The 26,907-nt window shown below is 75.6% G+C and carries 21 protein-coding genes and 1 tRNA gene; 16 read left to right on the top strand and 6 right to left on the bottom strand.

The window, feature by feature from the left end; genetic code table 11:
- The first annotated feature begins 33 nt into the window (after positions 1-33).
- The 11 genes from groES to AS188_RS17260 all read left to right on the top strand — a co-directional run bounded on the left by groES (position 34) and on the right by AS188_RS17260 (position 16,912).
- A complete protein-coding gene (groES, locus tag AS188_RS13740; RefSeq protein WP_047801805.1) occupies positions 34-330 on the top strand; it encodes a co-chaperone GroES in 297 nt (98 codons plus the stop codon).
- A gap of 152 nt (positions 331-482) precedes the next feature.
- Positions 483-2,090, top strand: coding sequence for a chaperonin GroEL (gene groL, locus AS188_RS13735; protein WP_058859315.1), 1,608 nt, complete (start codon positions 483-485; stop codon positions 2,088-2,090).
- Positions 2,091-2,240: 150 nt separating this feature from the next.
- Entirely contained in the window at positions 2,241-4,319 is a 2,079-nt protein-coding gene (locus tag AS188_RS13730; protein WP_058859314.1) for an acyltransferase family protein, read from the top strand.
- A gap of 194 nt (positions 4,320-4,513) precedes the next feature.
- On the top strand, positions 4,514-6,604 hold the full coding sequence (locus tag AS188_RS13725; protein ID WP_058859313.1) for an acyltransferase family protein: 2,091 nt from the start codon (positions 4,514-4,516) through the stop codon (positions 6,602-6,604).
- Positions 6,605-6,693: 89 nt separating this feature from the next.
- A complete protein-coding gene (gene guaB / locus AS188_RS13720; RefSeq protein WP_058859312.1) occupies positions 6,694-8,220 on the top strand; it encodes an IMP dehydrogenase in 1,527 nt (508 codons plus the stop codon).
- A gap of 40 nt (positions 8,221-8,260) precedes the next feature.
- Positions 8,261-9,382: a GuaB3 family IMP dehydrogenase-related protein gene (locus AS188_RS13715; RefSeq protein WP_058859311.1), complete on the top strand. Its 1,122-nt coding sequence runs from the start codon at positions 8,261-8,263 to the stop codon at positions 9,380-9,382.
- A gap of 75 nt (positions 9,383-9,457) precedes the next feature.
- Positions 9,458-10,411, top strand: a complete 954-nt coding sequence (locus tag AS188_RS13710) for an SURF1 family cytochrome oxidase biogenesis protein (RefSeq protein ID WP_058859310.1) — start codon at positions 9,458-9,460, stop codon at positions 10,409-10,411.
- Positions 10,408-11,004: a DUF3817 domain-containing protein gene (locus AS188_RS13705; RefSeq protein ID WP_058859309.1), complete on the top strand. Its 597-nt coding sequence runs from the start codon at positions 10,408-10,410 to the stop codon at positions 11,002-11,004. The genes AS188_RS13710 and AS188_RS13705 overlap by 4 nt, the downstream gene beginning before the upstream one ends.
- A gap of 64 nt (positions 11,005-11,068) precedes the next feature.
- Positions 11,069-12,667 carry a glutamine-hydrolyzing GMP synthase gene (gene guaA, locus AS188_RS13700; protein ID WP_058859308.1) on the top strand — a complete coding sequence of 533 codons (1,599 nt, stop codon included), beginning with the start codon at positions 11,069-11,071 and terminating at the stop codon, positions 12,665-12,667.
- Positions 12,668-12,780: 113 nt separating this feature from the next.
- Positions 12,781-16,596 carry a DEAD/DEAH box helicase family protein gene (locus tag AS188_RS13695; RefSeq protein WP_058859307.1) on the top strand — a complete coding sequence of 1,272 codons (3,816 nt, stop codon included), beginning with the start codon at positions 12,781-12,783 and terminating at the stop codon, positions 16,594-16,596.
- Positions 16,586-16,912 (top strand): hypothetical protein, encoded by a 327-nt coding sequence (locus AS188_RS17260; protein ID WP_058859306.1) that lies wholly within the window; start codon positions 16,586-16,588, stop codon positions 16,910-16,912. Before AS188_RS13695 ends, AS188_RS17260 begins: the two co-directional genes overlap by 11 nt.
- Here the strand turns inward: AS188_RS17260 and cpaB are convergent.
- The 3 genes from cpaB to AS188_RS13675 form a co-directional block, all read right to left on the bottom strand.
- Complete coding sequence (cpaB, locus tag AS188_RS13685; protein ID WP_083529469.1) at positions 16,881-17,627, bottom strand: Flp pilus assembly protein CpaB; 747 nt, start codon at positions 17,625-17,627, stop codon at positions 16,881-16,883. The two genes, AS188_RS17260 and cpaB, sit on opposite strands and share 32 nt — an antisense overlap.
- Positions 17,628-17,801: 174 nt before the next feature.
- Positions 17,802-18,131 carry an FmdB family zinc ribbon protein gene (locus AS188_RS13680; RefSeq protein ID WP_058859305.1) on the bottom strand — a complete coding sequence of 110 codons (330 nt, stop codon included), beginning with the start codon at positions 18,129-18,131 and terminating at the stop codon, positions 17,802-17,804.
- Positions 18,132-18,188: 57 nt separating this feature from the next.
- Positions 18,189-18,890, bottom strand: coding sequence for a 5-formyltetrahydrofolate cyclo-ligase (locus AS188_RS13675; RefSeq protein WP_058859304.1), 702 nt, complete (start codon positions 18,888-18,890; stop codon positions 18,189-18,191).
- A 196-nt stretch (positions 18,891-19,086) separates the two neighbouring features.
- Between AS188_RS13675 and galU the strand changes: the two genes are divergently transcribed.
- From galU to AS188_RS13655, 4 genes are all read left to right on the top strand, one after another.
- A complete protein-coding gene (gene galU, locus AS188_RS13670) occupies positions 19,087-20,001 on the top strand; it encodes a UTP--glucose-1-phosphate uridylyltransferase GalU (protein ID WP_058859303.1) in 915 nt (304 codons plus the stop codon).
- Positions 20,002-20,015: 14 nt separating this feature from the next.
- Positions 20,016-20,648: a GNAT family N-acetyltransferase gene (locus AS188_RS13665; protein ID WP_058859302.1), complete on the top strand. Its 633-nt coding sequence runs from the start codon at positions 20,016-20,018 to the stop codon at positions 20,646-20,648.
- 160 nt (positions 20,649-20,808) lie between these two features.
- Positions 20,809-21,723, top strand: a complete 915-nt coding sequence (locus AS188_RS13660) for a hypothetical protein (protein ID WP_373865636.1) — start codon at positions 20,809-20,811, stop codon at positions 21,721-21,723.
- 263 nt (positions 21,724-21,986) lie between these two features.
- Positions 21,987-23,975: a CYTH and CHAD domain-containing protein gene (locus tag AS188_RS13655; RefSeq protein ID WP_058859301.1), complete on the top strand. Its 1,989-nt coding sequence runs from the start codon at positions 21,987-21,989 to the stop codon at positions 23,973-23,975.
- A 105-nt stretch (positions 23,976-24,080) separates the two neighbouring features.
- Here the strand turns inward: AS188_RS13655 and AS188_RS13650 are convergent.
- Positions 24,081-24,153 (bottom strand) — tRNA-Ala (locus AS188_RS13650).
- Between the two features lie 506 nt (positions 24,154-24,659).
- On the opposite strand from AS188_RS13650, the gene AS188_RS13645 reads away from it, so the two are divergent.
- Positions 24,660-25,547: a LysR family transcriptional regulator substrate-binding protein gene (locus AS188_RS13645; protein ID WP_058859300.1), complete on the top strand. Its 888-nt coding sequence runs from the start codon at positions 24,660-24,662 to the stop codon at positions 25,545-25,547.
- Between the two features lie 10 nt (positions 25,548-25,557).
- Here AS188_RS13645 and AS188_RS13640 read toward each other — a convergent pair whose 3' ends face one another.
- Together AS188_RS13640 and AS188_RS13635 are read right to left on the bottom strand one after the other, a co-directional pair.
- The gene (locus tag AS188_RS13640) at positions 25,558-25,878 is read right to left on the bottom strand and encodes an antibiotic biosynthesis monooxygenase family protein (protein WP_058859299.1); all 321 of its coding nucleotides are present in this window, start codon (positions 25,876-25,878) and stop codon (positions 25,558-25,560) included.
- A complete protein-coding gene (locus AS188_RS13635; RefSeq protein ID WP_058859298.1) occupies positions 25,875-26,906 on the bottom strand; it encodes a mechanosensitive ion channel family protein in 1,032 nt (343 codons plus the stop codon). The genes AS188_RS13640 and AS188_RS13635 overlap by 4 nt, the downstream gene beginning before the upstream one ends.
- Position 26,907 lies beyond the last annotated feature (1 nt).

Genomic DNA, 26,907 nt, shown 5'->3' with positions numbered 1-26,907 from the left:
ACCGTTTTCCACGCCTACAGAGAAGGAGAGATCGTGTCGGTCTCCATCAAGCCCCTCGAGGATCGCATCGTCGTCCAGCCGCTCGCCGCCGAGCAGACCACGGCGTCCGGCCTCGTCATCCCCGACACCGCCAAGGAGAAGCCCCAGGAGGGCAAGGTCCTGGCCGTGGGCCCGGGTCGCGTCGACGACTCCGGCAACCGCATCCCCGTCGACGTCAAGGAGGGCGACGTCGTCATCTTCTCGAAGTACGGCGGGACCGAGGTGAAGTACAACGGCGAGGAGTACCTGGTGCTCCCGGCCCGCGATGTGCTCGCCGTCGTCGAGAAGTAGTCCCGGCGCACCGCACACCTGCGACGAAGGGTGCCCGCCGCACGCACCGCCCGCCCGGCGGGCCGCGGCCGGCACCCTTCGCCGGTTCCCCCTCCGACCCGCCGCCCGCCCGGCGGCCCGGTCCAGCCCATCCCCGAAGGAGCTTTCCGTCCATGGCCAAGCAGCTGGCATTCGACGACGCCGCCCGCAAGTCCCTCGAGAACGGCGTCAACAAGCTCGCCGACACCGTCAAGGTGACCCTCGGCCCGCGCGGGCGCAACGTCGTGCTCGACAAGAAGTGGGGCGCCCCCACGATCACCAACGACGGCGTGACCATCGCCCGCGAGGTCGAGCTCGAGGACCCGTACGAGAACCTCGGCGCGCAGCTCGCGAAGGAGGTCGCCACCAAGACCAACGACGTCGCCGGTGACGGCACCACCACCGCGACCGTCCTCGCCCAGTCCCTGGTCCGCGAGGGCCTGCGCAACGTCGCCGCCGGGGCCGAGCCGCTCGCGCTCAAGCGCGGCATCGAGAAGTCGGTCGAGGCCGTCTCCGCGCGCCTGCTCGAGAACGCCCGGCCCGTCGAGGGCGAGAGCGTCGCCCACGTCGCCACCATCTCCGCCCAGGACCGCTCGATCGGCGAGCTCATCGCCCGCGCCTTCGAGACCGTCGGCAAGGACGGGGTCATCACCATCGAGGACGGCTCCACCACGGAGGTCGAGCTCGAGGTCACCGAGGGCATGCAGTTCGACAAGGGCTACCTCTCGCCGTCGTTCGTCACGGACGCCGAGCGCCAGGAGGCCGTCCTCGAGAACGGCGTCGTGCTGCTCTACCAGGGCAAGATCTCCACCGTGGCCGAGCTCATGCCCGTGCTCGAGAAGGTCGTCCAGGCCAAGAAGCCGCTGACGATCATCGCCGAGGACGTCGAGGGCGAGGCCCTGTCCACCCTCGTGGTGAACAAGCTGCGCGGCACCCTCGACGTCGTGGCCCTGAAGGCCCCGGGCTTCGGCGACCGCCGCAAGGCGATCCTGCAGGACCTCGCCGTGCTCACCGGCGGCGAGCTGATCACCGCCGAGCTGGGCATCAGCCTGGACCAGGTCACCCTGGAGCAGCTGGGCACCGCCCGCCGCGTCACCGTGACCAAGAACACCACCACGGTCGTGGACGGCGGCGGCTCCGAGGCCGCCATCCAGGAGCGGGTCGCCACGATCCGCGCCGAGGCCGAGCGCACGGACTCCGACTGGGACCGCGAGAAGCTCCAGGAGCGCCTCGCCAAGCTCGCCGGCGGCGTGTCCGTGATCAAGGTCGGCGCCGCGACCGAGGTCGAGGCCAAGGAGCGCAAGCACCGCATCGAGGACGCCGTCTCCTCGACCCGCGCCGCCCTCGAGCAGGGCATCGTGGCCGGCGGCGGCTCCGCGCTCCTGCAGGCCGCGAAGGTCCTCGACGAGTCCGACCTCGGCCTCACCGGGGACGCCGCGACCGCGCTGAAGATCGTCCGCCGCGCCCTGCGCCAGCCCCTGTACTGGATCGCGCAGAACGCCGGGCAGGACGGGGCCGTGGTCGTCTCCCGCGTCGCCGAGCTCGAGACCGGGCACGGCTACGACGCCGCGACCGGCGAGTACACCGACCTGGTCGCCGCGGGCATCATCGACCCCGTCAAGGTCACCCGCTCCGCGCTGCAGAACGCGGCCTCCATCGCCGCGCTCGTGCTGACCACCGAGACCCTCGTCACGGACAAGCCCGCCGACGAGGACGAGAAGGGGCACGGGCACCGGCACTGACCGCCCCGCCGGCGGTCCCGGACGACGACGGGCCCGTCCTTCCCCGCACGGGGGAGGGCGGGCCCGTCGTCGTCACCGGCTCCGGTAGAGTGCGGGGGATCCGCCCGACGACCGCCCGCCGCGACCGCGGCGCGCCCAGGAGAGCCCCCCATGACCAGCAGCCTCGGCCGGCAGGCCCCGGGAACCGCCGACGCGCAGGACCGCCCCACCCGCTTCTCGGGGTTCCGTCCGGAGGTGCAGGGGCTGCGGTTCGTGGCGGTGCTGCTGGTGGTGGCCTACCACGTCTTCCTCGGCCGGGTCTCGGGCGGGGTGGACATCTTCCTGCTGATCTCGGCGTTCTTCCTGACCCTGTCCTTCGTGCGCAAGCTGGAGGCGGGCAGGCCCCTGGCGCTGGGGCGGTACTGGCTGCACGTGTTCAAGCGGCTGCTGCCCCTGGCCGTGCTCACGATCCTGGCCACGCTGGTGCTCGTCGAGGTGCTCTACCCCGCCCACGACGTGGGGCGCTGGCGCGCGGAGGCGCTGGCCTCGGTGCTCTACGCCGAGAACTGGGCGCTGGCCCTCGGTGCGGTGGACTACTACGCGGCCGACCACTCCAGCGCCTCGCCGTTCCAGCACTTCTGGTCGTTGTCGGTGCAGGGGCAGGTGTTCCTGCTGTGGCCGGTGATCTTCGCGGGGGCGGCGGTGGTGTGCCGGCGGTTCCGGTGGCGGCCGGTGCCGGTGCTGGCGGTGGCCTTCGGGGCGGTGTTCGTGGTCTCGCTGGCCTTCTCCGTCCAGCAGACCGCGGTGCGCCAGGAGTTCGCCTACTTCGACACCCGCACCCGGCTGTGGGAGTTCGCCCTGGGGTCGCTGCTGGCGCTGGCGGTGCCGTACCTGAACCCGGCCAAGGGGCTGCGGGTCGTGCTGGGCTGGGCCGGGCTGGTGAGCATGGTCGCCGTCGGCGTGGTCGTGGACGTGCAGGGGGCGTTCCCGGGGTGGATCGCGCTGTGGCCGCTGTGCTCGGCGGCGGCGGTGATCGTGGCGGGGTCCTCGGGCTCGCGCTTCGGGGTGGACCGGGTGCTGGCCTCGGGGCCGCTGGTGCGGCTGGGGGACGCGGCGTATGCGCTGTACCTGGTGCACTGGCCGCTGCTGATCACCTACCTGGTGCTGCGGGACCGGCCGATGGCCGGTCCCCGGTCGGGGGTGGTGCTGATCGCGGTGTCGCTGGTGCTGGCGCTGCTGGCGACCCGGTTCGTGGAACAGCCGCTGAAGCGGTGGGCCTGGCCCGAGCGGTCGCGGCGCCGGCTGGCGGCGGTGGTCCTGGTGTGCGTGGGGGTGGTGGCCGTGCCGGTGCTGGCGGTCCAGCAGGCCGAGGCCCGCCGGATCGCGGAGATCACCGCGCAGGCCGACCGCAACAACCCCGGCGCCGCCGCCCTCGCCCCCGGCTTCGAACACCAGGGCGACCCCGACGCGCCCGTCATCCCCGTCCTCACCGGCGAGCACTACCCGAAACCGCCGCTGGGCAGCCCCTGCCCGGCGGAGATCGGCCTCGGCGAGCGGTGGCAGCAGTGGTGCTTCGACACCGTGCCGGCCGAGGACCCGGCCGCGACCCTGCTGGTCGTCGGCAACAGCCACGTCCACCAGTGGCTGCCCGCCGTCGAGCACCTGGCCGAGCGCAACGGCTGGCGGGTCGTCACCTACATCCGCGGCAACTGCTTCTACTCGACCCTCGACGAGCAGCTCTTCCCGGACGAGTGCGCCCGGTGGCTCGAGGGCACCGGTCCCGCCGTCGACGCCGTCGACCCCGACCTCGTCCTCGTCCAGGGCACCCGCAGCACCGACGAGAACGAGGAGACCTTCACCCCCGGCACGGAGCAGCGCATCCGGGACCTGGCCGCCCGCGGCATCCAGGTGATCGGGGTCCGCGACAACCCGCGCTTCGACTTCGTCCCCGCCCACTGCGCGGAGGAGCACGGGGCGCAGGCACCGCAGTGCGCCGCGACCCACGCGGTCCTCGACCCCGACAGCCCCCTGGCACCCGTGGCCGCGGAGCTGGCCCGGGTCTCGGCGGTCGACCTCGGCGACCTCGTCTGCCCCGGGGGCACGTGCCCGCCGGTGATCGGCAACGTGTGGACCTACTGGGACAACAACCACCTCACCGCCGAGTACGTCAAAACCCTCGCCCCCGAGTTCGCCCGGCGGACCGAGCAGGCCCTCGCCGCCGACGGCGCCCAGGACCTGCTCCGGCGCTGAACCCGCCCACCGCGGGACCCGTCCGGCGGGGGCGCGCACGGGGGCGGGACGGCAGGGCCCGGACCGCAGGACCGGTGCGGTGGGACCGGCCGCCCGGGGGACCGCCACCGGATCCGGTAGGCTCCACCAGTCCCCTCCGCGCCGCCCATCCCCCCCCTCGACGCCGGCGCGGTGTCCCCCCAGGAGGTACCCCCATGCCCACCGCACTCGGCCCGGCCCCCTGGGCCCGCACCCCGGCGCAGGAGCGCCCGGCGGACCGTCCCAGCCGCTTCTCGGGGTTCCGTCCGGAGGTGCAGGGGCTGCGGTTCGTGGCGGTGCTGCTGGTGGTGGTCTACCACGTGTTCCTGGACCGGGTCTCGGGCGGGGTGGACATCTTCCTGCTGATCTCGGCGTTCTTCCTGACCCTGTCCTTCGTGCGCAAGCTGGAGGCGGGCAGGCCGCTGGCGCTGGGGCGGTACTGGCTGCACGTGTTCAAGCGGCTGCTGCCCCTGGCCGTGCTCACGATCCTGGGCACGCTCGTGCTGGTGGCGCTGTTCTACCCGGAGTTCGACGTGGCGCGGTGGCGCTCCCAGGCGCTGGCGTCGGTGTTCTACGTGGAGAACTGGGCGCTGGCGGTGGCGCAGGTGGACTACTACGCGGTGGACGACTCGGGGTCCTCGCCGTTCCAGCACTTCTGGTCGTTGTCGGTGCAGGGGCAGGTGTTCCTGCTGTGGCCGGTGATCTTCGCGGGGGCGGCGGTGGTGTGCCGGCGGTTCCGGTGGCGGCCGGTGCCGGTGCTGGCGGTGGCCTTCGGGGCGGTGTTCGTGGGGTCGTTGGTGTTCTCGGTGGTGCGCACGGCCGGGGACCAGGCGTTCACCTATTTCGACACGCGGGCGCGGTTGTGGGAGTTCGCCTTGGGGTCGCTGCTGGCGCTGGCGGTGCCGTACCTGAATCCGGCCAAGGGGCTGCGGGTGGTGCTGGGCTGGGCGGGTCTGGTGTCGATGGTGCTGGTGGGGGTGCTGGTCGATGTGCAGGGGGCGTTCCCGGGGTGGATCGCGCTGTGGCCGCTGTGCTCGGCGGCGGCGGTGATCGTGGCGGGGTCCTCGGGCTCGCGCTTCGGGGTGGACCGGGTGCTGGCCTCGGGGCCGCTGGTGCGGCTGGGGGACGCGGCGTATGCGCTGTACCTGGTGCACTGGCCGCTGCTGATCACGTATCTGGTGGTGCGGGACCGGCCGGTGGCGGGGCCGCGGTCGGGGGTGGTGCTGATCGTGGTGTCGCTGGTGCTGGCGGTGGTGGCGACCCGGTGGGTGGAGAACCCGCTGAAGCGGTGGGCGTGGCCGGAGCGTTCGGCGCGGCGGCTGGCGGTGGTCGTGGTGGTGTGCCTGGGGCTGGTGGCGGTGCCGGTGCTGGGGTGGGCCCAGGCCGATGCGCGGCGGGCGGCGCAGATCGCGGCCGAGGCCGAGCGCAACAACCCCGGCGCCGCCGCCCTCGCCCCCGGCTTCGAGTACCGCGGCGACCCCGACGCCCCCACGATCCCCGTCATCGACGCCGACTACTGGGGCGCCCCCGGCACCGGCGAGCCGTGCCCGGCGGACCTGGGCGTCGAGCCCCGCTACCAGGAGCGCTGCCGGGAGACCGTCCCGCAGGAGGACCCCAGCGCCACCGTCCTGCTCCTCGGCAACAGCCACGTCCACCACTGGGCCACGGCGGTCGAGCAGCTCGCGCGCGAGAACGGGTGGCGGGTCGTGACCTACCTGCAGCCGGGGTGCCTGTACTCGACCGTCGAGGAGCAGGACTACCCGGAGGACTGCGCGACCTGGCTCGAGGGCACCGGCCCGGTGATCGACGCCGTGGACCCGGACCTCGTCCTGGGCCAGGGCACCCGCACCTCGACCACGGGGGAGGAGCTCACCCCGGGCGCCGAGGCCCGGATGCGCGAGCTGGACGCGCGCGGGGTCACGTTCGTGGGCCTGCGCGACACCCCGCGCTTCGAGTTCTCCCCGCCGCGCTGCGCCCAGGAGAACGGCGCCGACGACCCGGCGTGCACGACGACGGGCCACCCCGCCGTGAACACCCCTAACCCCCTGGACCCGCTGGCCGACGAGCTGGCGCACGTCGCCACGGTGGACATGGGGGACCTCGTCTGCCCCGAGGGCACTTGCCGGCCCGTGGTCGGCAACGTGCACACGTACTGGGACGACGACCACCTGAGCATCGACTACGTCCGCACGCTTACGCCGATGCTGGCGCAGCGCCTGGCCGCGGCCCTCGCCGAGGACGGCGTCCGGCTGCCGGGACTGCCGTGAGCCCTGCCACAGGGACCCCCGGTCCCGGGGACCGCCCGCCGGGCGGACCGTAGAATGGCCGGGACCTCCTCGACCCGAAAGGCCCCACCGTGCCGGATCATGCCGTCCCCACCGCCCTGTCCGAGGACCCCTTCGGGTTCACCGGCCTGACCTACGACGACGTCCTGTTGCTGCCCGGCAACACCGACGTCATCCCCTCCGAGGCCTCGACGGCCACCCGCCTGTCCCGGCGGATCACGCTCGAGGCGCCGCTGCTGTCGGCGGCCATGGACACCGTCACCGAGTCCCCCATGGCCATCGCCATGGCCCGCCAGGGCGGGCTCGGCGTGATCCACCGCAACCTCTCCATCGCCGACCAGGCCGCCCACGTGGACCGCGTCAAGCGCAGCGAGTCCGGGATGATCACCGACCCGGTGACCATCTCCCCGGACGCGACCCTGGCCGAGCTCGACCGGCTGTGCGGCTACTTCAAGGTCTCCGGGCTGCCGGTCGTGGACGAGGACCAGCGGCTGCTGGGCATCATCACCAACCGCGACACCCGCTACCTGCCCGAGAGCGACTTCCCGCGGCGGAAGGTGCACGAGGTCATGACGCCGATGCCGCTGATCACCGGCAAGGTCGGCATGGACAAGGAGGAGGCGCACAAGCTGCTGGCCTCCAACAAGATCGAGAAGCTCCCGCTCGTCGACGACGACGGCCGGCTGACCGGGCTGATCACCATCAAGGACTTCACGAAGGCCGAGCAGTACCCGCGCGCCACCAAGGACGACGAGGGCCGGCTGCGCGTCGGCGCCGCCGTCGGCTTCTTCGGCGACGGCTTCGAGCGCGCGATGGCGCTCGTGGAGGCCGGCGTCGACGCCCTGTTCATCGACACGGCCAACGGCCACTCCCAGGGCGTGCTCGACATGGTCGCCCGGCTCAAGGCCGAGCCGGCGGCCGCGCACGTCGACGTCATCGGCGGGCAGGCCGCGACCCGCCACGGCGCGCAGGCGATCGTGGACGCCGGCGCGGACGCCGTGAAGGTCGGGGTCGGCCCCGGCTCGATCTGCACCACCCGCATCATCGCCGGCGTGGGCGTGCCCCAGGTCACCGCGATCAACGAGGCGGCCCAGGCGGCGATCCCCGCGGGCGTGCCCATCATCGCCGACGGCGGGCTGCAGTACTCCGGGGACATCGGCAAGGCCCTCGTCGCCGGCGCCGACTCGGTGATGATCGGCTCGCTGCTCGCGGGCTGCGACGAGTCCCCGGGGGAGCTGATCTTCGTCAACGGCAAGCAGTTCAAGGCCTACCGCGGGATGGGCTCGCTGGGGGCCATGCAGTCGCGCGGGAAGAACACCTCCTACTCCAAGGACCGCTACTTCCAGGCCGACGTCGCCTCCGACGAGAAGCTGATCCCCGAGGGCATCGAGGGTCAGGTCCCCTACCGGGGCCCGCTCGCGGCCGTGGTGCACCAGCTCGACGGCGGCCTGCGCCAGACGATGTTCTACGTGGGCGCCCACAGCGTCGAGCAGCTCAAGACGAAGGGCCGGTTCGTGCGGATCACCCCCGCCGGGCTCAAGGAGTCCCACCCGCACGACATCACGATGACCGTCGAGGCCCCCAACTACCAGCGCTGAGCGCCGCCGGACGGGCCCGCCCGTCCCCGGAAAGGACACCATGAGCTACGACATCGAGATCGGCCGGTCCAAGCGCGCCCGCCGCACCTACTCCCTGGACGAGATCGCGCTCGTGCCCTCCCGGCGCACCCGCGACCCGCAGGACGTCTCCACGGAGTGGCAGATCGACGCCTACCGCTTCGAGATCCCGTTCCTGGGCGCGCCCATGGACTCGGCGACCTCCCCGGAGACGGCGATCGCCCTGGGCCGCGCCGGCGGGCTGGGGGTGCTCGACCTGGAGGGCCTGTGGACCCGCTACGAGGACCCGCGCCCGGTGCTCGAGGAGATCGCCGCGCTGCCCGCGGACGACGACCCGGCCGCGACCCGGCGGATGCAGGAGCTCTACCGGGCCCCGGTCCAGCCGGAGCTGATCACCGCGCGCCTGGCCGAGATCCGCGAGGCCGGGGTGATCGTCGCCGGCTCGCTCACGCCCCAGCGCACCGTGGAGCACTACCGCACGGTCCTGGACGCGGGCGTGGACGTCTTCGTGATCCGCGGGACCACGGTCTCGGCCGAGCACGTCTCCCGCACCCAGGAGCCGCTGGACCTGAAGAAGTTCATCTACGACCTGGACGTGCCCGTCATCGTCGGCGGGGCCGCCGGGTACACCCCGGCCCTGCACCTGATGCGCACCGGCGCGGCCGGGGTGCTCGTGGGCTTCGGCGGCGGGGCGTCCCTGCGCACCCAGACCACCCTGGGCATCCACGCCGCGATGGCCACGGCCATCTCGGACGTGGCCGCCGCCCGCCGCGACTACCTCGACGAGTCCGGCGGGCGCTACGTCCACGTCATCGCCGACGGCGGCGTGGGGGTCTCCGGGGACATCGTCAAGGCCCTGGCCATGGGCGCCGACGCCGTGATGCTGGGGACCGCCCTGGCCCGCGCGGAGGAGGCCCCCGGGCGCGGCTGGCACTGGGGCGCCGAGGCCCACCACGGCCAGCTGCCCCGCGGGCTGCGCACCCGGGTCGGGACGGTCGGCCCGCTCCAGGAGGTCCTGCACGGGCCCTCCGGCCACGTCGACGGCACCTCCAACCTCGTCGGGGCCCTGCGCCGGTCGATGGCCACCACCGGCTACCTCGAGCTCAAGGAGTTCCAGCGCGCCGAGGTCGTCATCCGCGGCTGAGCCCGCCCCCGGCCCGCCGGGCCCCGGCGGGCCGGGGATTGGGAAACGTCCAGGAACGCGCACTAGCCTTGACGGGTGCTCACGACCGCCCTGCGCCCCCGCTCGCTGCTCCTGCTGGTCGTCGCGCTCGGGGTCGCGGCCGGGTTCGTGCTGCTGAGCCAGTGGCAGCTGGAGTCCAGCGAGCAGTCCCGCACGGTCGCCGATCCCGCCAAGGACCTGGCGGTGCCCCTCGGGGAGGCCGCCGGTGCCGGCCGGCCGGTCACCGCCCGCCAGGCCGACCAGCTCGTGACGGCCACGGGCAGCTACCGCCAGGACTCGACCGTGCTGGTCCCCGGCCGGCTGCAGGACGGCGCCGAGGGCTGGTGGGTCGTCTCCGCGCTCGCGCTGCCCGGGACGGCCGGCCAGTGGCCGGACGCCGGCGGGGACCTGAGCGTGGCCGTGGCCCGCGGCTGGACCGCCGACCCCGCCGCCGTGCCGGAGGAGCCCTCCGGGCCCGTCGCCGTCGTCGGCCGCTACCTGCCCCCCGAGAGCCCGCTGCCGGGGGAGGACCTGCCCGCGGGCCAGGTGGCCACCGTCTCCCCGGCGCAGCTGACCAACCGCTGGGACCGGCCCCTGCACGCCGGCTTCGTCGCCGCCTTCGCGGAGAGCCCCGCGGAGCAGGGTCCCCAGGTCGGCCAGGACGGCGCGCTCGCCGCCGACCCGCGGCTGCTGAGCCCGGAGCTGTCCCGGCTCGAGATCGACCAGCAGCCCACGGACGAGTCCGTGAACCTGCTCAACCTCTTCTACGCCGTCGAGTGGGTGGTCTTCGCCGGGTTCGCCCTCTACATCTGGTGGCGCTTCGTGCGCGACGAGCACCTGCGGGCCCAGCACCCCGAGGAGTACTACTACCTCGACGGCGACTACCACTACGACGACGCCACCGGGCGCTACTACTACTACGACCCCGCCGCGGGGGAGTACTACTGGTTCGACGACCAGCCCCGCGACGGACGAGACCGCACCCAGGACAGGACCGGAGCCTCCTCATGACCGAGCCCACGCAGCCCACCCCGCCCGAGACCCCGCGGCCGAAGGAGCGCACCGACGGCGTGCGCGTGGCCCTGCCCGAGGACGCGGCGCCCGAGCGCGCCGCCGCCCCCGGGCACGTGCCGCGCCGGGCCGCCGGGCTCCAGGCCCGCCGCCGCTTCGGCGGCACCGAGGCGCAGATCCGCGGCGCCCTGCGGTTCTACATGGTCTGCGCCTGGATCTCCGGCACGTTCCTGCTGCTGCTCGTCGCGGAGATGATCACCCGCTACGGCCTCGGCCACGACCTGGTCGCCGGCGGGACCGACAAGCTCACCGGCGCCACCGTGCCCCTGGGCTGGCAGGACCTCGAGGTCGAGAACCTCGCCGGCGGGGTGAACATCTCCACGTGGATCCTCATCGTGCACGGGTGGTTCTACGTGGTCTACCTGATCTCCTGCTTCCGGATCTGGACGCTCATGCGCTGGCCCTTCCCGCAGCTCGTGGTGATGGCCCTCGGCGGCGTGGTGCCGTTCCTGTCCTTCGTCGTCGAGCGCAAGATCCACGCCTCCACGGCCGCCGAGCTGCGCGCCAACCCCCAGGCCGCCAAGCGCTACTGAGGCCACGGGCCCCGTCCGCACCGCGGGCGGGGCCCGTCCGCGGTCCCCGGCCGCCTGCCCTAGGATGGAGGGCGTGACCGAGACACCTGAGACCCGCACCGATCTGGAGCAGCGGCCGGTCCTGGTGGTCGACTACGGCGCGCAGTACGCGCAGCTGATCGCCCGCCGGGTCCGCGAGGCCAACGTCTACTCCGAGATCGTCCCCCACACCCTGCCCACCGAGCAGATCCTGGCGAAGAACCCCGCCGCGATCATCCTCTCCGGCGGTCCGTCCTCGGTGTACGCGGAGGACGCCCCGCAGCAGGACCCCGCCCTGTTCGAGGCCGGCGTGCCCGTGTTCGGCATCTGCTACGGCTTCCAGGCCATGGCCCAGGCCCTCGGCGGGACGGTGGCCCACACCGGGGCGCGCGAGTACGGGGCGACCACCGCCACGGCCGTGGACGCCTCGATCCTCGAGGGCGCGCCCGGCACCCAGACGGTGTGGATGAGCCACGGCGACTCCGTGGTCGAGGCCCCTGCCGGCTTCGAGGTGCTCGCCTCTACCGAGACCACCCCCGTGGCGGCGTTCGCCGACGAGAAGCGCCGGCTCTACGGCGTGCAGTGGCACCCCGAGGTCAAGCACTCCGTGCACGGCCAGCAGGTCCTCGAGCGCTTCCTGTTCGCCGGCGCCGGGGTCGAGCCCAGCTGGTCCACCGGCAACATCATCGAGGAGCACGTCCAGCGCATCCGCGAGCAGGTCGGCTCCGCCTCCGTGATCTGCGGGCTCTCCGGCGGCGTCGACTCCGCCGTGGCCGCCGCGCTCGTCCAGCGCGCGGTCGGCGACCAGCTCACCTGCGTGTTCGTCGACCACGGGCTGCTGCGCGAGGGCGAGGCCGAGCAGGTCGAGACCGACTTCGTGGCCGCCACCGGCGTGCGGCTGCACGTGGCCGAGGAGAAGGAGCGCTTCCTCGGCGCCCTCGCGGGGGTGACGGACCCCGAGCAGAAGCGCAAGATCATCGGCCGCGAGTTCATCCGCTCCTTCGAGGCCGCCGCCGAGGAGGTCGCCCGCAGCGCCGCCCAGGAGGGCGAGCCCGTGCGCTTCCTCGTCCAGGGCACCCTCTACCCCGACGTCGTCGAGTCCGGCGGCGGGGAGGGCGCGGCCAACATCAAGAGCCACCACAACGTGGGCGGGCTGCCCGAGGACCTGCAGTTCGAGCTCGTGGAGCCGCTGCGGACCCTGTTCAAGGACGAGGTCCGCGCCGTGGGCCGCGAGCTCGGCCTGCCCGAGGAGATCGTCGGCCGCCAGCCCTTCCCCGGCCCCGGCCTGGGCATCCGCATCATCGGCGAGGTCACCGAGGACCGCCTCGCGGTGCTGCGCCGCGCGGACGCGATCGCCCGCGAGGAGCTCACCCGTGCCGGGCTCGACGAGGACGTCTGGCAGATGCCGGTCGTCCTGCTCGCCGACGTGCGCTCCGTGGGCGTCCAGGGCGACGGCCGCACCTACGGCCACCCGATCGTGCTGCGGCCGGTCTCGAGCGAGGACGCGATGACCGCGGACTGGTCGCGGCTGCCCTACGACCTGCTGGCCCGGATCTCCAACCGCATCACCAACGAGGTCGAAGAGGTCAACCGGGTGGTCCTGGACGTCACGTCCAAGCCCCCGGGCACCATCGAGTGGGAGTAGCCCCGCAGGGCCCCACCACGCACCACCACCCCCGGTCGAGCGGTCCGCACGGACCGCTCGACCTCGTGCACGACCGGCGCCCGGCCGCGGGGCCGCGGCGCAGGAGGGACACCATGCCGATCGTCTCCGACCGCACCCCGCGGGGTGCCCGGGAGCAGGGACCCGCCCCGGAGCCGACCGGGCGGGTCTCCCTGCAGCCCTGGACCCGGCAGATGGACGCCTACACGGGCCCCGACACGCTGCTGGACTTCAACCAGGTCGACAACGTCTGCCTCGACCTCACCGAGGCCAACCCCTCGGGCCAGGCGCAGCTGCTGATGAGCCGGCCCACCCGGCTGTCCACGATCGTCCACGACCGCGAGCAGTACGCCGCGGCCTCCCGCGCCGCGCGCTCGCTGCGCACGAAGGTCCACGAGCTCTCCGTCCACCACGGCCTCGACGCCGCCTACCTCGCGACCGGCACGGCCTCCTGGCTGGCCCGGCCCCGCGGCTCGGACCCCACCGGCTCCGGGCAGCGCCGCTTCATCGCCCCGGTGCTGCTGGCGCCCGTGGCGCTGCGGTGGCGGGCCGACCTGGAGGACTTCGAGCTGCAGATCGTGGGCCGGGCCCGGCTGAACCCCGCCATGGTGCGGCGGCTGGCCGCCGACCACGGCGTGGACCTCGCCGGGGCGGACCTCGCCCGCCTCGCCCACGGCACGCGCCGGCTGGACCCGGCCCCCGCCCTGGAGACCCTGCGCACCCTCGCCGGCGCGGTCCCCGGGATGCACGTCGAGCACCGGCTGCTCGTCTCGACCTTCGCCGACCTCCACGACCGCCCGGCCGACTCCTCGGTCGAGGCCCGCACCGACCTCGTGCGCGACCTCGCCCGGCTCAAGGACCCCACGGTGGGGCGGATGCCGCAGGCGCGCGAGGTCGTCAGCACGGCCCCGCCGCCCGACGAGCGCGACCCCGCGGACGAGCTGCTGCTCGTCGACGCCGACGGCCCGCAGCAGGAGGTCCTCGACCTGGCCGCGCAGGGCCACTCGTTCGTGGTCACCGCACCCCCGGGCACCGGGCAGATCGACACCGCGGTCAACACCGTGGGGACCCTCGTCGCCGCGGGCCGCACGGTGCTCGTGCTGGGTGAGCGGCGCACCACCCTCGCCGCGTTCCGCCGCCGGGTCGACGCCCTCGGGCTGGGCACCGCCGTGCTGCCGCTGTCCTCGCAGCTCTCACCGGCCGAGGTCGCCGAGCAGCTGATCCGGGCGGTCGCCCGCAACGAGCGCGCCGAGCGCCCTGAGCTGGGGGAGCTGCACGCGGCGCTGCGGGAGTCCCGGGACCGGCTCGCCGAGCACGTCAGGTCGCTGCACACCGTGCGCCCCCGGTGGCAGGCCTCGCCGTACCGGGCGGTGCAGGCGCTCGCCGAGCTCACGGCCCGCCGCCCGGCCCCGGCCACCGCGGTGCGCTTCCCGCCCTCGGTGCTCGACGCCCTGCGGGACCGGGACGAGGCCGTGGCCCGGCTCGAGCACGCCGCCGAGCTCGGGGCCTTCGACGCCGGGGTGCTCGCGGGCCCGTGGAGCGGGGCGCGGCTGGTCAACGACGACGAGGCCCGCCAGGCCCACCGGCTCGCCCAGTCGCTGCTGCTGGAGCTGACCACCCTCGAGACCGGCATGCGCCACCTGCTCTCGACCTCGGGGATGCGGGCCGGGGCCACGGTGCCCGAGTGGGGCCGGCAGCTGCGGCTGATGCAGGAGGTCCGGGACTCGCTCTCCCGCTTCACCCCGGACGTCTACGACCGGCCGGTCACGGACCTCGTGGCCGCGACCGCCCCGGCGGGGTGGCGGCGGGAGCAGGGGATCGAGATGACGGGCCTGCAGCGCTCCCGCCTGCGCAAGGCCGCCAAGGAGTACATCCGCCAGGGCGTGCACCTGTCCGACCTGCACAGCGCGCTGCTGCGGGTGGAGTCCGAGCGGCAGCGCTGGCAGGAGTGGGCCACGGGCCGGCGCCACCCGGCGGTCTCCGAACGGGTCGACGAGATCGCCGCCGTGCACGCCCGGTTCGTGGAGGACCTCGAGGGGCTGTCCATCGCCCTCGAGGGGGCGCCGGCGGGCGCCGGGCTGCTCGGACGGCCCGTCCAGGAGCTGCGGGAGGTCCTCGACGCCCTGATCAACGACGAGGCCAACCTCGAGCGCCTGCCCGAGCGCACCGTCCTGCTCGACGAGCTGCGCGGCCGGGGCCTCGGCGAGCTGATCGACGACCTCGTGCGCCGCGGCGTGCCGCGCCACGGGGTCGCGGCGGAGTTCGACCTGGCCCGCTGGCAGTCGGTGCTCGAGGCGATGGTCTCCGGCGACGAGTTCCCCGCGGCCGAGGGCGGGCCCGCGCTGCGCCGGCTCGAGTCGGCCTTCCGCCGTGCCGACGCCGCGCACGTGGCCTCCGGGGCCGGGCGGCTGCTGTGGCAGCTCGCGGAGCGCTGGCGGCGGGCCGTGCGCACGGGCCCGCGGGCCGTGGTGGCGCTGCGCGGGATGCTGCGCGCGGGGGCCGCCCCGCTCGAGGACGTCCTCGCCGAGGCGGGGGAGCTCGTGGACGCGCTCGTGCCCGTGTGGACCGCCAGCCCGCTCGTGCTCTCCGCGGCGCTGCCCGAGGAGCACGCCTTCGACGCCGTGGTGGTGCTCGACGCGGAGAGCTCCCCGCTGGCGGCGGTGCTGCCCGCGATCACCCGGTGCGAGCAGGTCATCGCGTTCGGCGACCCGCACGTGGGCCGGCCCCGGCCGTTCACCGTGGCGCCCACGGCCGGGTCCTCGGCCCAGCCCGTCGTGGAGGTCGACAGCGCCTTCGACGCCCTCTCCCGCGTGGTCCCCGGGCGGCTGCTGCGCACGATGCACCGCTCGATGGACCAGCACGTCTTCGACCACCTCAACGAGCACTTCTACGGGGGCCGGCTCACCCGGCTGCCGCACGGGGAGTCCCTCACGGGCACCACCCCCGTGCTCGACGTCGAGTACGTGCCCGACGGCATCGGCGCCCTGACCGCCGGGATCGAGGGCATCCAGGCGCCGGCGGCGGAGGTGCGCCGCGTCGTCGAGCTCGTCTTCGAGCACGCGGCCCGCCACCCCGACCGGTCCCTGGCCGTGGTGACGCCGAGCGCGGTGCACGCCGCCCGCATCGCGGAGGGCGTGCGCCGCCGGCTGCGGGAGGAGCCGGACGCGGCCGCGTTCTTCGCCCCCGGGCCCGAGTCCTTCCGCGTGGTGGACCTGCACCGGGCGGCCGGGATCGTGCGCGACACCGTGATTCTCGCCCTCGGCTTCGGCAAGACCGCCAACGGCCGCACGGTGCCCTACCTCGGCCAGCTCTCGGAGAAGCACGGGCGCCGGCACTTCGTGCTCGCCGTCACCCGGGCCCGGCACGCCACGCGGATCGTGACCTCCCTGCACCCCGGGGAGATCGAGAGCAAGGGCCTCCAGCACGGCGCCCGCGACTTCGTGCGCGTCCTGGCGGCCCACCTCGGGGACGGGGCCGACGACGCCGGGCGCACGACCGCCGGCAGCCACGAGGACGCCCTCGTGGTCGACCTCGCCCGCCGGCTCGAGCGGCAGGGCGCCTCCGTGCGCCTGGACGTGGCCGGGGAGCTGGACCTCGTGGCGTGGGCGCAGACGGAGTCGCTGTCCGCCGGGGCCCTGCCCGCGCGCCGGGGCGGCGCCGGGCCCCTGCGCATCCCCGTCGCCGCGCAGTCCGACGGCTCCCGCACGGAGCTGTCCGTGCGCGAGCGCTCACGGCTGCGCCCGCAGCAGCTCGAGCGCACGGGCTGGAACCACCTCACGCTGTGGACCGTCGAGGTCTTCACGGACCCCGACACGGTCGCCGACCTGATCCGCCGCTACCTCGGACTGCCACCGCGCCCCGGGGCCCGGCCGGGACCTGATGCCGGGGGACAGGACCGCCGTGCCGGCTGAGCCGTCGGCCGGGCACCGGCAGCAGCCGCAGGACCTCGCCGGTCGGGGAACCGGGCCCGGCGCACCGGCGGACGGGGACGAGGCGGCGGGTTCCGCCGCGGGCGCACCGGCCGCACCGGACCCCGGCGCCGGCGGTCCGGTCCGGCGCCGGCGCGGACCGCGGCGTGCGACCGGCGGCACCGCGGCCGGTGCCGAGCCGCGGCTGGCGGGCCTGGACGCCCCGCCGCCGGTGCCCGAGGAGGACCGGGAGCGCGACCGGGACGGGCACGCCCGCGAGGAGTGGCTCAGGGCCCAGCGGCCCCCGCACTGGGACTGAGCGCGTCGGTCCCGCCCGGTCCGCCCGGGCCGGGCGCGGGCACCAGCACGGCGGTCGTGCGGCCGGTGCCCGCGACGCCGGCCAGGCGCACCGCGTCCTCGTGGGCGGCCCCGACCACCAGCAGCCCCCGGTCCGCGGCGGCCCCGGCGTCCCCCGCCAGCAGCCCGCCGTCGCCCGGCGGCGGGTCGGCGGCGACCCAGAGCACGGGCAGCCCGCGGCCGAGGACGTCGCGGTGCGCTCCCACGGCGTCGGGGGAGTGCACGACGTCGACGTGGTCCCCGGCGCGCACGTGGCGCAGCGCGCCGGGGTCGTCGATGCGCAGGGTCACGGCGGTCTCCCCCGGCGGTCGTCCGGCCAGGAGCCCGGGTCCCACCACGGCGGTCGCGGTCAGCGGCTGCCCCGGCACGACCGCCCCCGCGAGCGTCCGGCCGGCCAGCTCGGCCGGGTCAGCCGCGGCGCCCTCCGGGGCCAGCGCGCGCGGGTAGGCGGCGACGGCCAGGTCCTCCGCGGTCACGGGGCTGCCGGCGGGCAGGGTGCGGACGGCGACCACCACGGGCACGGTCGGCCCGTCCGGCGGGGCCAGGCGCAGCACCGCGAGGGCCAGGGCGGTGCCGAGCAGGGCCGCCGCGACCAGGCGCCGGCGGCGGGAGAGCGCGGTGCGCAGGTGCAGGGAGAGCGGATAGCGGCGGCGCGGGGAACGGGCGGTGCGGCTCATGCGCCGGACGCTAGCGCCGCCCGGCCCACGGCCGCCGCGCGGCAGCAGTCCTGGGGGAGCCGGCGGCCGCCCGGGCCGCGGTGGAGCGCGGACGCCGGGCGGCCGCACGCCCGGGCACCGGGGTCCTCGTGCGGGCTCGGTGCGGGCACCGCCTCCCCGCACGGGGACCGGGGCTCAGGACGAGGAGGCGGCGCTCCCGGCGGCCGCGGGCGCGGGGGTGCTCCCGGCCGAGCCGGCGGAGGAGCCCGAGGAGGACGAGGCGCCGTCCGCGGCCCCGGAGGACGACCCCGAGGACGACGGCGCGGCGGAGGAGCTCCCCGCGCCGCTGTCGCGGGAGTCGGTGCGGTAGAAGCCGGAGCCCTTGAAGACCACGCCCACGGTGTTGAACTTCTTGCGCAGCGCACCGCCGCACTGCGGGCACTCGGTCAGGGCGTCCTCGCTGAAGGACTGGCGGATGTCGAAGGCGTGGCCGCAGTCCTTGCAGCCGTAGGCGTAGACGGGCATGGATCCTCCTGGGACGGTCGGCGCCGGACTGGCACTCGAGGGATGCGAGTGCTGATTCTACCGTGCCGGGGCACCCGTCCACGCCGCGGGGCCCTCGCCGCCGGCGGTGCCGTCCGCGCCGTCCCGGAGGACCTCGGTGCCGTCCTCGGTGAGGGCGAGCCCGACCGGGGCGTCGAGCGGCTCGAGGGGCAGCCCGCCCGCGGGCAGCACCTCGTCGGCGAACACGCACACGGCGGTGCGCAGCTCGGGGTGGGCCGTGCGCGGCAGGTCCGCCAGGAAGCGGTCGTAGTAGCCGCCGCCGAAGCCCAGGCGCCCGCCGTCCCGGGAGACGGCCAGGGCCGGGACGAGCAGCAGTCCCACCGAGCGCATCACCTCCGCCCCGTGGCGGGTCCCGACGGGCTCGCGCAGCGCGGCGAGCCCGCCCTCGTGCACGGCCGTCCCGGGCGTCCACCGGGCCCAGGCCAGGCGCCGTCCGGGCTCGCACACGGGCACCCACACCCGGTGCCCCCGGCGGTGCGCCGTGGTCAGCGCCGGCTCCAGCGGCGGCTCCGTGGGCATGGGCAGGAAGGCCGCCAGGTCCAGGTGGGACCGGTCCGCGAGCAGCTCTGCGACGTGCCGGTCGAAGCCCCGGGCGGCGTGCTCGCGCGCGGCCCGGGACCGGCGGGCCCGGACCGCCCGCAGCCGCCGGCGCAGGCGGGCCTTGGCCTCGGCGGTGTCTGCGGGGGCGGCGTCCTGGGCGGGGGCCTCGGGGTCGGTCATCGTCGTCCTTCGCTGCTGCGGGCGGGCCGGCGCCCGGAGGGGCCGGCTTCCGCCGGTGACCGGACCGCCCCGGCAGGAGCGGGCCCCGGCGGGCGGGCGCGCCGGTGCTGTGAGGCTAGCCGCGGCCCCCGCGCCGTTCAACCGGCGCGGCCGGTTCCTCCGCTGGCCTGGAGCGCCGATCCGTTAGCCTGTGCCCATGAGTGGAAATCCCAACCCCCGCACGGTCCGGAAGGCCGTGATCCCCGCCGCCGGCCTCGGCACCCGGTTCCTCCCCGCCACGAAGGCCATGCCCAAGGAGATGCTCCCGGTCGTGGACCGGCCGGCGATCCAGTACGTCGTGCAGGAGGCCGTCGACGCCGGGCTGGACGACGTCCTGATGATCACCGGCCGCTCCAAGCGCGCCCTCGAGGACCACTTCGACCGCGTCCCGGTCCTGGAGCGCCAGCTCGCCGAGTCGGGCAAGGAGAAGCTGCTCAAGGAGGTCGAGCACGCCTCCGAGCTCGGCGAGATCCACTACCTGCGCCAGGCCGACCCCAAGGGCCTGGGCCACGCGGTGCTGCGCGCGAAGATCCACGTGGGCGACGAGCCCTTCGCGGTGCTGCTGGGCGACGACCTGATCGACGCCCGCGAGGACCTGCTGCGGGAGATGATCGCGGTGCAGGAGCGCACCGGCGGCTCCGTCGTCGCCCTCATGGAGGTGCCCCGCGACCAGGTGAGCTCCTACGGCTGCGCGGCGGTCGTGCCCGTGGAGGGCGAGGAGTACGTGCGGATCGAGGGCCTCGTCGAGAAGCCCTCCCCGGAGGAGGCCCCGTCCAACCTCGCGATCATCGGCCGCTACGTCCTCCACCCCGGCGTCTTCGAGGTCCTCGAGAACACCCCGCCGGGCCGCGGCGGGGAGATCCAGCTCACCGACGCGCTGCAGACCCTGGCGACCCGCGAGGGCGAGGGCGGCGGGGTCTACGGGGTCGTGTTCAAGGGCCGCCGCTACGACACCGGCGACAAGCTCAGCTACCTCAAGGCCAACATCATCCTCGCGACGGAGCGGGACGACCTCGGCCCGGAGCTGTCCGAGTGGCTCAAGGAGTACGCCCGCTCCCTGCCGGCCGGCTGACGGACGCGCCGGTCGTGGCAGAAGCGTTCCGCTGGCCCGTGACCGTCTCCTGGGGGGACCTCCGGCTGCGCCCGCTGGGCCGGGGGGACCGCCGGGAGTGGGACGCGGTGCGCTCGCGCAACCGCGAGTGGCTGGACCCGTGGGAGGCGACCAACCCCGTCCCGGGCGGCGGGTCGCCGGGCTTCGCGCAGTTCGTGCGCACCCTCGACCAGCAGGCCCGGCAGGCGACGGCGCTGCCGTTCGTGATCACCGAGCGGGCCCCGGGCACCGACCGGTTCGACCTCATCGGACAGCTCACGGTCTCCGGCATCTCGTGGGGGTCGTTCCTCTCCGCGACGCTGGGCTACTGGGTGGACCAGGAGCAGGCGGGCCGCGGCGTGGCGCCCATGGCCGTCGCGATGGCCACGGACTACTGCTTCCAGGGCCTGGGGCTGCACCGGATGGAGATCAACATCCGCCCGGAGAACACCAAGTCCCTGCGCGTCGTGGAGAAGCTGGGCTTCCGGGACGAGGGGCTGCGCAAGGACTTCCTGCACATCGGCGGCCGCTGGACCGACCACCGCAGCTTCGCGCTCACCGCCCCGGAGGTGCCCGAGGGGCTCGTCCGCCGCTTCACCGGCTCGGACCGGCCCGCCGTGTGGCGGTGAGCGCGCCGCGCGTCCACAGGTGCCGTCCCCGCGGACCGGCGCGGTAGTAGGCTGTCGCTCACGGGAGCCCCGGCCCCCGCACGCGCCGGCGGGTCCCGCCGGTGTCCGCACAGCGCCCGCCCGTCCCGGCGGGCGGACGAACGAGGCAGGACCGCGAACGATGATCTGGGTGAGCAGCTCGGCCGTGCTGGCGGTGGTGTGCGCCCTGTCCCTGTACTGGGTCGTGCCGCGGTGGCAGCGCCGCCGGGTGGAGCCCCCGGACGGTCACGGCGCCGCGCCCGTCGACGTGCTCCCCGCGGCGGGAACCGCGCCGCCCCAGGACGACCCGGCCCGGCCGGGCGCCCCCGCGTCCCTCCGACGAAGGACGACCATGGCGACCAACGACACCTCCCCCCGGCGCCCCGGCGGCGCCGCCTCCGCCCGCCCCGGGCACCTGCGCGTGAAGTGGGACCGGGTCGGCATCCTCCTGGCCGGGTGCGCGGCCCTGCTCGCCGCCGCCGTCACCGCCGTCATGGCACCGTTCTCGGCGGCCGTGGGCTGGGCGTGGCCGGTGCTCCTGCTCCTGCTGGGCGCCGGCTGCGTCGTGGCGCTGCGCCGCCTCGCCGTGCGCGAGCACGCCGCCGCCCGCAGGGCCCGCCCCCGTCCCGCGGTGACGGCTCCCGCGGCGGAGGACCCCCACGCGCCGCGCGAGGACGTCGCCCTGTTCGACCACGAGCACGCCGTGGCCGAGGAGGAGCGGGCGCAGGGGCTGCGCCGGGACCAGGAGCTCGACCTGCCCGCCGAGCACGAGCGGCCCGTGGCCGGCCCCGCCTTCACGGTCGAGGAGCTGCGGGCCGAGGCGCTCAAGGTGGCCCGCGCCGCCGACGGCGAGCAGCGGACGTGGGAGCCCGTGCCCGTGCCCCGGCCCACCTATGCGCAGGCGCCCGTGGTGCACCGGCCCGAGCCCGAGCCCCTGCAGGTCCCGGAGCGCCCGGCCGCCCGCTCGACCACCCTCAAGGACGCCGCGCGGGCCGGTGCGGACGACGGCCGGAGCACCCTCGACCTGGACGACGTCCTCCGGCGCCGCCGGGCCTGAGCCGCACCACCCGCCGGAGACCGCCGGCCGCAGCGCCCCCGCCCCCACCGGGCGGGGGCGTTGCCGTGTCCGGGCCCTGCGGTGCGTCGTGGGAGAGCGGCGGGTCGAGGCCGTGCTGCGGATCGAGGCCGTGCGGCGGATCGGAGGTGCGGTGCGTCGGGACCGGGCGCCCGGGCCGTGCCTCGGGTCCGGGCGCCCCCGGTATCATCGCGGCAGACCCGGCGGGCGGCCCGCCCTCCCGGCCGCGACGCAGGAGGCAGGACATGACCGCAACGACCCACCGCGAGATCGAGCGCAAGTACGAGCTGCCCGAGGGCGCCGGGACCAGGGTCGACTGGGGCCTGCTCGAGGAACTGGGCGTCGCCGCGGAACCGGTCGAGCACCGCATGGAGGCGGTCTACTACGACACCGAGGACATGGTCCTGGGCCGCCGCCTGGTCGCCCTGCGGCGCCGGCGCGGCGGCGCCGACGACGGCTGGCACGTCAAGCACCACGAACCCTCGGGCCGCCACGAGCTGCAGGTGCCACTCCTGCGCTCGCCGGAGCGGATGCCGGCGACCGTGCGCGGCCTGCTGGCCGGGCTGACGGGCGGGCGCCCGCTGGTCCCGATCGCGACGCTGCGCACCGTGCGCCGCGTCCTCGTGCTGCGCGGTCCCGACGGGACCGACCTCGCGGAGGTCGCCGCGGACGACGTCGAGGCCGTCGACGAGCGCACCGGCACCGTGCGGACCTGGGCGGAGTGGGAGGTCGAGCTGCTGGACGGCACCCTCCCCGAGCAGCGGCAGGAGGAGGTCTTCGCCGCGGTGGAGACGGTGCTGCGCGCCGCGGGCGGGAGGCCCTCGGCCTCCCGGGCGAAGATCGCCCGCGCCCTCGGGGCCGAGGACCCGGAGGACGGGACGGCGGGCGACGACGACGGTGCTGCCGTCGCCGCGGTCGCCGCCGACGGGGGCGACCGGCCGCAGCCGGGCGGCGGCACGAAGGACAAGGGCACGAAGGACAAGAACACAAAGGGCAAGGGCAAGGGCAAGGGCAAGGGCAAGAAGAGCGAGAAGAGCAGGGGCGGGAGCAAGAGGAGCGGCCGTCCGGAGAGCAACGGCACGACGGAGGACGGCAAGGACAGCGGCACGGAGGACAGCAGCAAGCAGGCCGGGGGGAAGGAGAAGCCCGGCGCGGAGCGCGACAGGACCGGGGCGGCGTTCGCCGGGACCGCCCGGGCGAACGGGGCGGGTCCCGGGACGGGGGAGGAGCTGCTGCGCACGCTCCTGGGCGAGCTGGCCGAGCGCCTCGTGCTCTGGGACTTCAAGGCCCGTCTGGACGTGCCCGACGCCGTGCACCAGATGCGGATCGGGTCCCGGTACCTGCGCAGCCTCCTGCGGGCGGCGACGCCGCTGCTGGAGGGCACGGCCGGGGACGAGCTCGCCCTGCGGCTGCGCGAGCTGGCCCGCGCCCTCTCGGCGGCCCGGGACGCCGAGGTGACGGCGGAGCTGCTGCCCGCCCGGGCGGCGGAGCTCAGTGGAGGCGTCCCCGCCGCAGGAGTCGCGTCCCTGCGGCGCACCGCGCAGGAGCAGGCGGAGAAGGCGACCGCGGGGGTCCGCCGCCGGCTCGGCGGCCGGGAGCACCTGCAGCTGCTGGCCGACGTCCAGGCGTTCGCGGCCGCCCCGCCCGTCACGGACGAGGCGCGGGCGCTGCCGGCGCGGGTCGCCGCCGACCGGATGCTGGAGCGCTCGCTGCACCGGGTCGAGCGGATCGCCCGGCGGGCGCTCGAGGAGGAGGCCGCCGGGGCGGCGGGGCAGGGCGCGGGCCCCGACGCGGGAGAGGCCGCCGGGGCGCCGTCCGCGGGACAGGACTCCGGTCGGTCCACCGGCGCCGGTCCGGCCGTGGGCACGGACGCCGGCGCGGACGCGGAGCTGCGGTGGCACCTGGGACACCTGCACTCGGTGCGCAAGGCGGTCAAGCGCGTCCGCTACGTCGAGGCCGCCCTGCGCGACGCCGGGGTCCGGCCGCACAAGGCCGTCCGCCGCGCCGCCGCGGACGCCCACGAGTACCAGGACGCACTGGGGCGGATCATGGACGCCGTGGTCCTCGAGCAGTGGCTGGCCCGCACCGCCCGCTCGCTGCGCACGGCACGGCAGGACCGCTACGCGGTCGGGCTGCTGCACGGCGCCGAGCTGGTCCGCCTGCGCACCGGGGCCGACGGCGGCCGGGAGCTGCTCGAGGTGCTGCTGGCCCAGCTGGAGGAGGACCTCGGCTGAGGCCGGAGCCGTCCCGGACCCGGGCCGGTGCTCCGCCGGAACGCCCCAGGACGGACGACGGCCCCCGCCCGGCGAGGTGCCGGACGGGGGCCGTCGTGCTGTGCGTGGAGCTAAGGGGAATCGAACCCCTGACCTTTTCATTGCGAACGAAACGCTCTACCAACTGAGCTATAGCCCCGGAAGCAACGTCGTTCATCTTATACATCCGCCCGCTTTTTCGCATCCTGGGTCCCGGGCGCGCCGCGGGGACCCAGCGGTGTGGGTGGCGCAGGCCCGGGCACCCGCGGACCGCGCGGTGGCCGGGCAGTCGGTAGATTGGCGGCCATGACCGCAGCGCCCGGGCCGGGACGGCCCGCCGACGAGACCCCCACCGGGGACACCCCGCCCGAGAACGCCCCCGCCGGCGGTACCCGAACCGGGGACGGTGATGCCGCACATCCGGCGGACCCGGACGCTCCGGCCGTGGACGGCGGCGCAGGAACTGCTGCCACCGGTGCTCCGGGTGCAGGCGACGGCGTGCGGACCGCGGTACCGGGTGGCTCCGCCGGCGAGGACGGCACGGGAACAGCGGACCGCGGCGCTGCGGCAGCGGGCGACGGCGTGCGGACCGCGGTACCGGGTGGCTCCGCCGGCGAGGACGGCACGGGAACAGCGGACCGCGGCGCTGCGGCAGCGGGCGACGGCGTGCGGACCGCGGTACCGGGTGCCTCCGCCGGCGAGGACGGTGCGAGCGGCGCCCCGGCGCCCGCGGACCTCGCGGTCGCCTTCGTGCCGGGGGTGATGCCCGGCAAGTGGTTCTTCCGCTGGCGCGACCGCAACCCCGGGCGGACCCTCGAGGAGCTCCCGCTGGAGACCGAGGACTGGGCGGCGGAGCTGGCCTCCGGCCGCGCCCACGCCTGCTTCGTCCGGCTGCCGGCCCACCCGCGCCCGGGCGTCGACGACCTCGCCGCGCTGCGCCGCGAGCACCGCGCCGTGGAGCTCTACGCCGAGCAGCAGGTCGTCGTGCTGCCGCGCGAGCACGAGCTGACCCTGCTCGACGAGGTGCCCGTCGCCGAGCTGGTCGGCGAGGTGCTGCTGCAGGACCCCGCGTCGCTGCCCGAGCGCCAGCGGCTGCGCCCGCCAGGGGCCGCAGACCCGCCCCTGCCCGCGGTCGAGCGGGTCCGGGACGCCATCGAGCTCGTCGCGGCCGGGCTCGGGCTGGTCGTCGTCCCGATGTCGGTGGCCCGCCTGCACCACCGCAAGGACCTGGAGCACCGCGTCGTCCCGGACGCGGCGACGGTGACCGTGGCGCTGGTCTGGCCCCAGGACCTCCCCGACGAGCGCGAGGAGCTCGTGCAGGACTTCGTGGGCGTGGTCCGCGGCCGCGGGCGCAACAGCTCCCGCGGCGCCCGCACCGACCCCGCCCGCGACAGCGGCGCGGAGCGGGGGCGGGCGGCGTCGTCGTCGGCCAGGGGGAGGAGCGGAGGCGCCAAGGACGGCCGGGGCGCGGGACGCGCGAGCGCCCGCGGCCCGCGGCCGGGAGGCGGCCGGGGCCGGCGGAGCGGTCAGGGCCGCGGCTCGGGCCGGCGCTGAGCCCGGGCGGCTAGCGGCTCAGGGCCACCGTGTAGGACCACAGCTCCGAGGCGGTGCCCACCGGCCGCGGACGCCCGCCGTCCTCCTCCGCGGACCCGCCCCCGTGGGAGCGGGCGAAGTGCTGCGAGGAGGTCCACGCGGCGAAGGACTCCTCGTCGGCCCAGCGGGTCAGCACGAGCCACTGGGTGCGGCCGTCGGAGGGGCGCAGCAGCTCGAAGCCCTCGAAGCCGGGCACCCCGGCCATCGAGTCGCCGCGGGCGGCGAAGCGCCTGCCCAGCTCGTCGCCGGAGTCGGCGGGGACGGTGATGGCGTTGATCTTCACGATGCTCATGCGCCCGATCCTGGCACACCGCCGTCCCGGCGCACCGGGCGCAACTGCCCCGTCTCGGGCGGACCGGCCGGGCCGGCCCCGTCCTGGCGCAGCACGGTCTGGTTGACCAGGGGGATGTGCAGGCCCTCGCGGTCGAGCATCTTCTTCAGCCGCAGGCGCAGGGCGCGGGCGACGTCCCACTGCTTGAGCGGCACGGTGCGCACGGCCACGCGCACCGTCAGGGACTCACCGGTCACGGCCTCCACGCCCCACACCTCGGGGTCCTCGGTGACGTACTCGCCGACCTTCGGGTCGTCGCGCAGCAGCGCCGCCTCGTGCACGATCAGCTCGCTCAGCAGCTCCACGTCGGTGTCGTAGGGCACGGGCAGGTCGAGCACGCAGCGGGCCCAGCCCTGGGACTGGTTGCCCACGCGCAGGATCTCACCGTTGCGCACGTGCCACAGCGTGCCGTCCACCCCGCGGACCTGGGTCACGCGCAGGCCCACGGACTCCACCGTGCCGGTGGCCTCCCCGAGGTCGACGACGTCGCCGATGCCCAGCTGGTCCTCCGCCACCATGAAGATCCCCGACAGGTAGTCCTTCACGAGGGACTGTGCCCCGAAGCTCAGCGCCACGCCGGCGATGCCGGCCGAGGCGAGCACGGGCCCGATGTCGTAGTCGAGCTCGGAGACGACCATGAGCAGGGCCACGGCCCAGATCACCACGGTGGACACCGAGGAGAGCACGGAGCCGATGGTGCGGGCGCGCTGGGCCTGCCGGGCCCCGGCGAGCCCGGCGTCCTCGACCCAGCGCGGCCTGCCGCTCTCGAGCCGGCGCACGATCCGGGAGCGGGTGCCCCGGGCGATCCCGCCGGTGACCCGGCGGATCAGCAGGCGCACCACCGCGCTGAGCAGGACCGCCCCGAGCAGGACCACGAGGATCCGCAGGGGCTTGTCGAGCCAGAACTCCCACAGCGGGTCGACGGCGGCGGCCAGGGGGGAGGACGGCAGGGCGGGGGCGGGCAGGGACGACGGAACGGGGGAGAGCATG

Source organism: Kocuria flava (assembly GCF_001482365.1).
Classification (GTDB): Bacteria; Actinomycetota; Actinomycetes; order Actinomycetales; family Micrococcaceae; genus Kocuria; species Kocuria flava.
The sequence above is the reverse complement of the archived record's forward strand: the minus strand, read 5'-3'. Positions and strand labels throughout refer to the sequence as shown.

Excerpts from the sequence above, each read along its gene's own strand:
- groL (WP_058859315.1), top strand. The coding sequence starts at position 483 with ATGGCCAAGCAGCTGGCATTCGACGACGCCGCCCGCAAGTCCCTCGAG.
- AS188_RS13730 (WP_058859314.1), top strand. The coding sequence starts at position 2,241 with ATGACCAGCAGCCTCGGCCGGCAGGCCCCGGGAACCGCCGACGCGCAG.
- AS188_RS13725 (WP_058859313.1), top strand. The coding sequence starts at position 4,514 with ATGCCCACCGCACTCGGCCCGGCCCCCTGGGCCCGCACCCCGGCGCAG.
- AS188_RS13715 (WP_058859311.1), top strand. The coding sequence starts at position 8,261 with ATGAGCTACGACATCGAGATCGGCCGGTCCAAGCGCGCCCGCCGCACC.
- AS188_RS13705 (WP_058859309.1), top strand. The coding sequence starts at position 10,408 with ATGACCGAGCCCACGCAGCCCACCCCGCCCGAGACCCCGCGGCCGAAG.
- guaA (WP_058859308.1), top strand. The coding sequence starts at position 11,069 with ATGGAGGGCGTGACCGAGACACCTGAGACCCGCACCGATCTGGAGCAG.
- AS188_RS13695 (WP_058859307.1), top strand. The coding sequence starts at position 12,781 with ATGCCGATCGTCTCCGACCGCACCCCGCGGGGTGCCCGGGAGCAGGGA.
- cpaB (WP_083529469.1), bottom strand. The coding sequence starts at position 17,627 with ATGAGCCGCACCGCCCGTTCCCCGCGCCGCCGCTATCCGCTCTCCCTG.
- AS188_RS13680 (WP_058859305.1), bottom strand. The coding sequence starts at position 18,131 with ATGCCCGTCTACGCCTACGGCTGCAAGGACTGCGGCCACGCCTTCGAC.
- AS188_RS13675 (WP_058859304.1), bottom strand. The coding sequence starts at position 18,890 with ATGACCGACCCCGAGGCCCCCGCCCAGGACGCCGCCCCCGCAGACACC.
- galU (WP_058859303.1), top strand. The coding sequence starts at position 19,087 with ATGAGTGGAAATCCCAACCCCCGCACGGTCCGGAAGGCCGTGATCCCC.
- AS188_RS13660 (WP_373865636.1), top strand. The coding sequence starts at position 20,809 with ATGATCTGGGTGAGCAGCTCGGCCGTGCTGGCGGTGGTGTGCGCCCTG.
- AS188_RS13655 (WP_058859301.1), top strand. The coding sequence starts at position 21,987 with ATGACCGCAACGACCCACCGCGAGATCGAGCGCAAGTACGAGCTGCCC.
- AS188_RS13640 (WP_058859299.1), bottom strand. The coding sequence starts at position 25,878 with ATGAGCATCGTGAAGATCAACGCCATCACCGTCCCCGCCGACTCCGGC.
- AS188_RS13635 (WP_058859298.1), bottom strand. The coding sequence starts at position 26,906 with ATGCTCTCCCCCGTTCCGTCGTCCCTGCCCGCCCCCGCCCTGCCGTCC.